10 protein-coding genes are annotated in these 6,131 nt (G+C 68.0%); 2 read left to right on the top strand and 8 right to left on the bottom strand.

The genetic code is table 11. The features are described from left to right. A partial coding sequence (locus tag ADBZ5N_RS07605) for a hypothetical protein (protein ID WP_526256880.1) occupies positions 1–422 on the top strand: 422 nt, incomplete at its 5' end. Here the strand turns inward: ADBZ5N_RS07605 and ADBZ5N_RS07600 are convergent. Then, positions 419–1,039, bottom strand: coding sequence for an Rv1289 family protein (locus tag ADBZ5N_RS07600; protein ID WP_526256879.1), 621 nt, complete (start codon positions 1,037–1,039; stop codon positions 419–421). The two genes, ADBZ5N_RS07605 and ADBZ5N_RS07600, sit on opposite strands and share 4 nt — an antisense overlap. A gap of 184 nt (positions 1,040–1,223) precedes the next feature. On the opposite strand from ADBZ5N_RS07600, the gene ADBZ5N_RS07595 reads away from it, so the two are divergent. Further along, positions 1,224–1,436, top strand: coding sequence for a hypothetical protein (locus tag ADBZ5N_RS07595; RefSeq protein WP_526256878.1), 213 nt, complete (start codon positions 1,224–1,226; stop codon positions 1,434–1,436). Here the strand turns inward: ADBZ5N_RS07595 and ADBZ5N_RS07590 are convergent. The 7 genes from ADBZ5N_RS07590 to ADBZ5N_RS07560 form a co-directional block, all read right to left on the bottom strand. Continuing rightward, positions 1,433–2,194 (bottom strand): SDR family NAD(P)-dependent oxidoreductase, encoded by a 762-nt coding sequence (locus ADBZ5N_RS07590; protein ID WP_526256877.1) that lies wholly within the window; start codon positions 2,192–2,194, stop codon positions 1,433–1,435. The two genes, ADBZ5N_RS07595 and ADBZ5N_RS07590, sit on opposite strands and share 4 nt — an antisense overlap. After that, positions 2,191–3,393 (bottom strand): acyl-CoA dehydrogenase family protein, encoded by a 1,203-nt coding sequence (locus ADBZ5N_RS07585; protein WP_526256876.1) that lies wholly within the window; start codon positions 3,391–3,393, stop codon positions 2,191–2,193. Before ADBZ5N_RS07585 ends, ADBZ5N_RS07590 begins: the two co-directional genes overlap by 4 nt. Beyond that, positions 3,394–4,389, bottom strand: coding sequence for a phosphotransferase family protein (locus tag ADBZ5N_RS07580; protein ID WP_526256884.1), 996 nt, complete (start codon positions 4,387–4,389; stop codon positions 3,394–3,396). 29 nt (positions 4,390–4,418) lie between these two features. Beyond that, positions 4,419–4,910: a TetR/AcrR family transcriptional regulator gene (locus ADBZ5N_RS07575; RefSeq protein WP_526256875.1), complete on the bottom strand. Its 492-nt coding sequence runs from the start codon at positions 4,908–4,910 to the stop codon at positions 4,419–4,421. Between the two features lie 88 nt (positions 4,911–4,998). Then, on the bottom strand, positions 4,999–5,160 hold the full coding sequence (locus tag ADBZ5N_RS07570) for a hypothetical protein (RefSeq protein WP_526256874.1): 162 nt from the start codon (positions 5,158–5,160) through the stop codon (positions 4,999–5,001). A gap of 72 nt (positions 5,161–5,232) precedes the next feature. Beyond that, positions 5,233–5,616, bottom strand: coding sequence for a nitroreductase family deazaflavin-dependent oxidoreductase (locus tag ADBZ5N_RS07565; RefSeq protein WP_526256873.1), 384 nt, complete (start codon positions 5,614–5,616; stop codon positions 5,233–5,235). Between the two features lie 33 nt (positions 5,617–5,649). Beyond that, a complete protein-coding gene (locus ADBZ5N_RS07560) occupies positions 5,650–6,033 on the bottom strand; it encodes a DUF1622 domain-containing protein (protein WP_526256872.1) in 384 nt (127 codons plus the stop codon). Positions 6,034–6,131 lie beyond the last annotated feature (98 nt).

Here is a 6,131-nt window from a genome sequence, read left to right as displayed (position 1 = left end):
TGTGCCTGCGCGTCTTCATTCTCAGCGACGAGCCGCTGCCGCCGAGCGTCCGAATGCGTGGATGCAGCGTGGACCCGATCCAACCGGCTCCCGCGTGGAGGGCGCTCTCGCCGACCTCGACCCATGCAGCCGAATTCACCATCGGCGGCTGCGGCTGCGCGCTGCTCCCTGACGTGGCGCATCGGCGCGCCGGTGGCAACTGGCCCGAGATCGTGCCGTGTCGACTCTTGGGCGAGGTGCTGGGTCGGGCGCTGGCCGATGGTCGCCACCTTCAGTTGTTGGTTGCGTGGGCGGAGCGTGAGTCGGACGCACCGACCGCGCTCGGCGACATCACGGCCGATGCGGTCGCACGAGCTCGGCTTCCGTTGTCCGACTGCGTGTCGGGCCCGCCGCTGACCGTTCGCGTCGTGGGATGCCCCTAGCCGACGGGCCGCCAGGTCTCCCACTCGGGGGAGAAGTCCAGCGCGTAGCGCGGCACGTCGGCGTTGGTCACGATCTCCCGGAAATGATCGCGCCAGCCCCACCAGCCCACGACGTGGAAGACGTGCTGCTGCCAGCCCAGGTGGTAGGACCCCGGTATCGCCTCCCCCTTGTTCACCGGGGAGAACACCGCGATGGCCAGCAACCCGAGTGCGGCCGACGCGCGCAGCCACAGTCTCCCGTTGGCGATGTTGAACAGCGGTTCGCCTTGGACGTGGGGGACCACCTCACATCCGGCGGTCATCGCCGACTCCTCGCCGTGCAGGTAGCGATGAACCGCGTAGAGCACATCGGCGATGTCAGGCCGCTGATCGGAGAGGTCGCTGTCGACCGGCAGCGGGAAGCGTGAGTTGGCGAAGTCGATGTCGGGTCCGGCCATCGCGCCGAAGACGTCGATGTCGGCGCGGATGGTCTCCTTGAACGCCTCCTCCTGCTCCAGGGAGGGGTATCGCTTGGCCGCAGTCTGCGCCGCCGCCGCGGTGGCATGCCACAACGACTGCCGCCACTCCCCTGCGCTCCAGTGGTCCAGCGAACTCTGTACTTCTTCTCCGACGCTCACAGCATCTGACCCTACCGACCCTCAGCCTGGACCGGTACGGGCATACCGCAAAACGTGAACCAAGTGTCGGCGAGGAACGCCACCGCGGTCGCGGTGGTCGCTCTGATCGCCGCCCACACCGGCACCGGCGACGCGTGGGCGGGTCATCGGTATGACGCGATCGCCGATCACTGACCGTGAATCGGTGAACCCGTTCGTGTTTGCCGCCGAGGGTACCGCCGACGTGGCAACGACCACGGTGGTGGCGATCGGCGCCGGCACTGAGGATCGGCCGGGCTTCGTGGTGCCGCGGCGCGCCGAGAACCTGGCGCGGGCGCAGCGGGGACCGACACAAACACCGCGCTTCTCGGGCCGGCGCATCACCGATCGGCAACGATCTGGAGACAAACCCGACTAGGCGATGGTCAACCCGCCGTCGACGACGATCGTCTGGCCGGTGACATAACCGCCGGCGGGGGAGGCCAGCCACACCGCAGTGGCCGCCAATTCCGCGGCGTCGCCCAACCGGCCCATGATGATCCGCGGCAGCAGGCCGTCCAGGTACCCGGGCTTGAGTTCGTCGGTCATCTCGCTGGCGAAGAAACCCGGTGCCAGCGCGTTGACGCGGATGCCCTTGCGGCCGCTCCACTGCTGCGCCAGATCCCGGGTCAACCCGATTACGCCGGCCTTGGAGGCGCTGTAGGCCGCCTGCGGCAGACCCGCCGTCGTCAGGCCCAGCACGCTGGCGATGTTGATGATGGAACTGCCCGGTTGCATCACCCGACCGCAGGCCTGCGCCATCCAGTACGAGCCGTGCAGATTCACCTCGATCACCGACCGGAACTCCTCGGCGGTCTCTCGGGTGGCCGGCACCGCGGTGCCCACCCCGGCATTGTTGATCAGTACGTCCACCGCGCCGAACTCGGCCACCGCGGCGTCCACCAGCTGCTGACACTGGTCGGGGTCGGCGACGTCGGTCTTGCGGGTGTACACCCGCCCGCCGGCCTGTTCGACCAGTGCTGCGGTGCCGCCCATCTTCTCCACCCGGCGTGCACCGAGCACCAGATCCGCTCCCGCCTCGGCGAACGCGTGCGCGAAGGACACCCCCAGGCCGGAAGAGGCGCCGGTGACGATGACGACCTTGCCGTCCAGACGGAACAAGTCCAAGACGCTCACGTGGCGCCGGCCCCCGGTTCGCGCAACACCTGCCGGGCGATCGCGTACTTGTGCACCTCAGTGGGGCCGTCGTAGAGCCGGAAGGCGCGCATGTCGGAGAAGATCATCCCGACCGGGGTCTCATCGGAGATCCCCATTCCGCCGAGGATCTGCACGCACCGGTCGGCGACTTTGAACAACTCCTCGGACACGTAGGCCTTGATCATCGAACTCTCGTGTCGGCCCTTCGCGCCGCCATCGAGGGTCCAGCACGCCCACCAAATCCCCAGCCGGCACTGCTGCAGCGCAATCTCGTTGTCCGCCAGCATGAAACCCACACCCTGGTGCTCGCCCAGCGGCTTGCCGAACGCGGTCCGGGTGCGGGCGTGCTCGACGGCAATCGACTGCGCCCGCTCTGCGGCACCGAGCCAGCGCATGCAGTGCGTCAACCGCGCCGGGGCCAGTCGCATCTGCGCGTAGCGCAGCGCCTGGCCCACCTCGCCGAGTACCGCCGAGGCCGGAAGTCGTAGGTTGTCGAACCGCACCACCCCGTGGCCCTGCACGTAGTTGCGGTCCATGGTGTTCATCACCCGCTCGAGTTCGATGCCGGGGGTGTTCCCGTCGCAGAGGAACAACGTCGGCCCGTCACCGCCGTGCGGGTTGGGCGCCACCCGGGCCATGATGATCCAGGTGCGGGCTCCGTCGGCACCGGTGATCAGCCACTTGTGTCCGTTGATGACGTACTCGCCGCCGGCCGGTCCGGGACGGTAGACCGCCTTGGTCTTCAGCTGGCCGGGATCCGAGCCGGCACCGCCGGGTTCGGTCATCGCGAACACCGACCGCTGCCTGCCGTCGATGACCGGAACCAGGAACTCCTCGGCCTGGATCTCGTTGGCGATCTTGGACAGGATGAACATGTTGCCCTCATCGGGGGCCGCGCAGTTCATCGCCACCGGGCCCAGGGTGGACCAGCCGGCCGCCTCGAACAGCACCGCCTGCTCGCGGTGGGTGGGTTCCCAGCCGCCGAACCGACGCGGTGCCTGCACGGTGAGAAGGCCTGCCTTGCGGGCCAATTCGACCATCTCGGTCCGCATCTCCTCATTCGGACCGTGCCGCGTCAGTCGTGGATCACGTTCGAAGGGAACGATCTGTTCGGCGACGAACGCGCGGATCTCATCCCGGCGCGCTGCCAGATCGGCCGGTATCTCGAAGTCGATCACTCAGGCTCCCTCCATGATCGCCACGGCCCGCTGGAACAGCCGGACCGTGGCGGTGTGTAAGACATCGCCGATCTCTCTGGGCGCCTTGCCCGCTGCGGCGCGGGCGTTGGAGCCTTCCAGGATGATGCCGAGCTTGAAGCACGCCATCACCGTGTACCAGTCGATGTTGGACAGGTCGCGGGTGGTGTTGGTCGCGTAGCGTGCCACCAATTCGTCGGGGGTGGCCAGCCCGCCCGCCGTCATCAGTTCGTTGGGCAGTACCGGCTCATGGCCCGGTCGATACCAGGTGGCCAGCATCCAACCCAGATCCAGCAACGGGTCGCCGACAGTGCACATCTCCCAGTCCACGATCGCCACCACGTCCGGGCCGGTGCGGGAGAACATCACGTTGGCGGCGTGGTAGTCGCCGTGCATGATTCCGGGGTGCAACGTCGACGGCTGATTGGCGCGCAACCACGCCGCGACGCCCGCGACGTCACCGATGCCGGGGCCCGGATAGTTCTCGAACTTCGAATAGGACTCCAGCTCGGAAAGCCACCTTGGCACTTGGCGATCCAGAAAACCGTCGGGCTTGCCGAAGTCGCCCAGGCCGACTGCCCGGTAGTCCAGTGCACCGAGGCAGGCGGCCGCATCAGCCATCGACAGTCCCATCGCGTGGCGGATCGTGGCGTCCCCGGCGTGCAACTCCGGCAGGCCCTCACCGGCGTTGAAGCCGTCGACGGGTTCCATCAGATAGAACACCGCCTCACCCAGCACCGAGGTGTCCTCGCACACCGCGATCAGCCCGGCGTGCGGCACATCGGTTCCGGCCAACGTGCCCAGCACCCGGGTCTCGCGCAGGATCACCGAGTTGCTGATCGGACGCAGATGCCGCGGCCCGCGGCGGAACACGTATTCGCGGCCGGCCCGGTGGAAGCGCAGCATGATGTTCTGGGTGCCACCGGTGATCTCAGCGACGTCGGTGATCGGACCCTCACCCAAACCCTGCTCGGACATCCAGTCCGCCACCCGGGTCAGATCGTGGGTCAGGTCCACGCAGGCGAAGCTACCTCACCGGGGGTGACGCGCCTCTTTCGCCCACGGCATCCGGCTGCCGATGGTGTAGACCGCCGACCGGCGTTCCCCCAGGATCGCCGCCCCGGTCGCCGCTGGGCTAGTTTTGTCGGCATGGCTGTGGTGTCGAAGGCTGTCCTGATCACCGGTTGCTCGACCGGCATCGGGCACGCCACCGCGCTACGACTGACCAGGGCGCGCCGGTCGCGCGGGCCGCGGTTGGCGACCCGGGCCAGCGATTCCTGCATGGCCTCGCCCAGCATGGTCATCCCGTAGATCTGCACCGAGGTCAGTAGTGCTTGGCGGTCGGCGTAGTGGCGGTAGGCCGCCGAGTTGCTCACCCCGATCGCGCGCTGAACATCACGCAGCACCAACGCGTCCGGACCACCGGCCCGGGCCAGATCGACGGCATGCTCCAGCAGTGCCTGGCGCAGATTGCCGTGGTGGTAGGTCGCCGACGCCATGTCGACAAGTCTTACATCACCAGGCCGCTGCGAAATCCTGCGGACTGTGCGGCGTCATGCCCGGACCCCGGGCGGACGGCCCCGGCCACTAGTGCGGAGGGGGCGGGTGGAGTGCCCGGCGGAGTTGTCGGATGAGGATCCGCAGTCCGGGTGCCGTGTTCATCACGGTCCGCATGACAGAGGTGTCCGGCCCGCCGTACCAGGGTTCGTCATCGGATTGCGGGTGGTTGTCGGGCGAGGGTGTGGGCATCGGCTGATAGTGGCACGGGGGGCGCTGTGGCGCAGGGGATCCCGCCATCGTGGCGGTGGACCGGCCGCTGTGTCACTCGCCCCACGTGAGCAGTAGCGCGTTCTCGAACGGCAGCTTCTTGAACACCCTTCGGCCGGCGCCGGTGACGTGGACGGCCGCCTGATCCCGGGTCATCACCTGCGGGTCGCGAACGGTGCGGCTGCGGCTGTGCCGGCGTAGGCGGCCGCCGTCGGCGGCGTTGAGGTTCTTCAGCCAGTCCCGGTCCGGGCCGTAGGTCAACAGGATGGCTACCCCGTCATCGGTGGAGAACACGGTCAGCGGTGTGCGGTACGTCCGACCCGATCTGCGTCCGACGTGTTCGAGGATGCCCATCATCGGCGCCCATCCCGCCCAGAGGCGTTGCAAGGGATTGGTGACGTGGCGATTGAACCGGGCAAGCCGTTGCGGTAGCTGCATCCGTGGATTGTCCCCAATGCTTCTCGCGTCGCGTCACGGTGTCACCGGCTCAGCCGGCGGTGGGCTCGGCTGGCGCCGCGCGCGGGCGGCCTGCCACGGCCAGTATCCGGTGACCTCAAGCTGCAGAGAGAAACTCAGAAAGGTCCGGATCAGGACGATTCCGGCCAGAATGGCGACGCTGCGGGCATCGGGCGTCACCGCGACGGTGCGGATGATGTCCGCGGCGACGAGGAACTCCAAACCCAGCAGAATCGACCGTCCCAATTGTTCGCGGAACCAGCGGTAGACATCGGGCGTGTGGGCCCGCAGCCGCATCAGCGCGGCGGCCGCCGAGATCAGCGCACCGAAGGCGATCACCGCCACCCCGACCGCGTCGATGGCCTTGCCCACGGTCTCGATGACCTCAACGAAGCTCATTGTCGGGAGTGTAGGTTCCCCCGCGCGAGTGAGGAGCAGCGCGAGATCTTCTCGAGGAATCCCTCGGTCGGTCTGCCGCGGGCGCTGGGACCGGCCAT

The organism is Mycobacterium sp. (assembly GCF_044370595.1).
In the GTDB taxonomy this organism is placed as follows: Bacteria; Actinomycetota; Actinomycetes; order Mycobacteriales; family Mycobacteriaceae; genus Mycobacterium.
This window is presented reverse-complemented; position numbering and strand designations above follow the sequence as displayed.